This window comes from Streptomyces sp. NPDC044719 (assembly GCF_056433405.1).
The window spans coordinates 1-2,903 of the sequence record NZ_JBWKHE010000025.1; the positions used below are offsets into that span (position 1 = coordinate 1).

1 protein-coding gene is annotated in these 2,903 nt (G+C 66.9%); it reads right to left on the bottom strand.

Features of this window, described 5'->3' with window-relative positions; all coding sequences use genetic code 11:
• The coding region (locus AC07DF_RS41270) for a condensation domain-containing protein (RefSeq protein ID WP_478982752.1) at positions 1 to 2,855 on the bottom strand (2,855 nt) is incomplete at its 3' end.
• Positions 2,856 to 2,903 lie beyond the last annotated feature (48 nt).

A 2,903-nucleotide genomic window follows, 5' to 3' on the forward strand; every position in this document is an offset into this window, starting at 1 on the left:
CCCGCACCACCCACATACAACTCACCCACCACACCCGGAGCCACCAACCGCAACCCCCCATCCAGCACATACACCCGCGTGTTCCACACCGGCCGGCCAATCGGCGGAACCACCCCACCCACCAACACATCACTGACCGAAACACACACCGACGACTCGGTCGGACCATAGGCATTGAACATCCGCCGGCCCACCGACCACCGCGCCACCACATCCGGCGCACACGCCTCACCGGCAACCACCAGCACCACACCCGACGGCAACCCATCAGCCGGCAATACAGCCAACGCCGACGGCGGCAACGTCACATGCGTCACCCCTGCCGCCGCTACCAACTCCGCCAGCGCCGGCCCCGGAAGAAGCCGATCCCTGTCCGCCACCACCAACGCCGCACCCGACAGCAACGCCATCACCAGTTCCCACACAGAAGCGTCGAAACTCGGCGAAGCGAACTGCAGCACCCGACTGTCAGGGCCCACACCGAACCGGTCGGCGTGCATCGCACCCATACTCGCCAGCCCGGTATGCGTGACGCTCACACCCTTGGGGCGGCCAGTCGACCCCGACGTATAGATCACATACGCCGGGCTGTCCGCGCGTAGACGCCCAAGCCGCTCGCCCTCAGCAAGGTCGTCACTCGCCACAAAGCCGGCCTCTGCGCCGTCATAGAGGTCCTCGATCCGGCTACACGGCACCCCCACCTCCGATGCAACATGATCGGTTTCTGTCGCAGTGAGGACGCAAACTGGATCGGCGTCCTGGAGCATGAACGCAATCCGCTCACTGGGATAGTCGGGGTCGATGGGCAGGTACGCGCCGCCGGCCTTCAGTACCGCCAGCACCGCCACGACCATGTCCACCGAGCGCGGCAGCGCCAGCCCGACCAGACGTTCCGGACCCACACCCCGCTTCACCAACACCCGCGCCAGCCGATTCGCCCGCGCATTCAACTCCCCATACGACACCGACGTGTCCAGGTAAGCGACCGCGACCGCATCGGGCGTTCGCCCCACCTGAGCCTCGAACAGTTGCGGGAACGTCCCGTCCGGGACAGGGCGGGCCGAGTCGTTGTACTCGACCAACAGTCGCTCGCGCTCCGTAGGCTCCAGCACGTCGACGCCATCGATCCGCGCACCAGGATCGGCGACCATCTCCTCGATGACCCGCCGCAACCGCTCCACCATCTGCCGTGCAGTGGCTTCGTCGAACAGATCGGTGTCGTGCCCGAGTTGAAGCTTCAGTGTCTCTCCAGGCAGTACTGCCAGACTCACCGGGTAATGCGCCGCGTCATGGCCTTCCATGCTGCTAACCGTCAGGCCGCCGGGGAGGTCAGTACCATTTGCGCCGATGGGGTAGTTCTCGAACACGTAGAGGGTGTCGAAGAGTTCACCCTCGCCGACCAGGCCCTGAATGTCGGTCAGGCCCAGGTACTGGTGGTCGCTGAGCCGGGACTGCTCCTCCTGCACCCGGGCCATCAACTCGGTCAGCGACTGCGACGGATCAAGCCGGACACGCACCGGAACCGTGTTGATCAGCAGACCGACCATCTGCTCAATACCGGGAATCTGCGGCGGACGCCCCGACACGATGGCGCCGAACACAACGTCTTGCTTGCCCGTCAGCCGGGCCAGCAACAACGCCCACGCGCTCTGCAGCACCGTGTTCACCGTCAGCCCATGCCGACGCGCCAACTCCGTAACCCCAGCACTGACCTCGCCACTCAACGCAAGCGTCACCTCGCCACGGCTGCCGGCTTGTGAACGGTGACCGGCAGGCGCGAGCCTCGTCGGTTCCGCCCCGGCCAGCACCTCACGCCACACCTCTTCCGTCGCACTCCGGTCCTGCCGTGCCAGCCAGGCCGGATACGGCCGGTAGGGCACCGGCGCGGGCAGCGCACTGTCGTCCCCGCCTTGCCCATACAGCTCGAACAGCTCCCGCAGCACCAGCGGAGTCGACCAGCCATCCAGCAGAATGTGATGATTCGTGATCACCAGCTTGTGCCGGTCGGCAGCGAGGCGCACGACGACGAAACGCATCAGCGGCGCGCTGGCCATGTCGAAACGGGCAGCCCGTTCCTCCTCCAGCAGCCGCGCCACCCGCTCACGCTGACCCGCCCCGGGAAGATCACTCAGATCAACCTCACGCCACGGCAGCACCGGATTGCCGGCGATCACCTGGACCGGCTCGCCCCCACCGCCGGCCTGCCGGAAACACGCCCGCAAACTGGCATGCCGGCCCACCAGCACCTCCGCTGACCGCCGCAGCACCCCCGCGTCCAAGACGCCCGCCAGGTCCAGCACCAGCTGGACGTTGTAGATGTCAGCGGCGTTCTCGTCGAACAGCGCGTGGAACAGCAGCCCTTCCTGCAACGGCGACAGCGGCAGCACATCCTCGACTGCCATTCCCTCACCAGCCCACTCATCGAGCTGCTCCTGCTCAAGGGAGACCAGGGGAAAGTCGGAGGGCGAATGCCCGCCGGCCTCCGGCAGAGCCGCATGCCCCGCCAGCACCCCCAGCATCCGAACCCACAGACCAGCCAGCTCCTCAACCTGCTCCTGGTCCAGGACCCCCTGCGGCCAGGACCATGCCGCATCCAGACGCACGTCCTCACCACTGCCGTGCGCGATCGCGTTGATCTCCAGGGTGTGGGACATCGCCATGTCCGGATCGGCACCGACGGGTACGCCGACTGTCGTGCCGGTGCCGGTGTCGGCGGGGCTGTCGCTGGTGTCGAAGCGGCCGAGGTAGTTGAAGGCGATCTGGGGCCGGTCATAGCCGGCCAGAACCGGGGCGGTGCCGGGATTGAGGTAACGCAGCAGCCCGTAACCGAACCCGTCATCGGGCAGCGCGTTCATCTGCTCCTTGACCCGCTTGACCACCCCGCCCAACGCCGGGCCACCCGC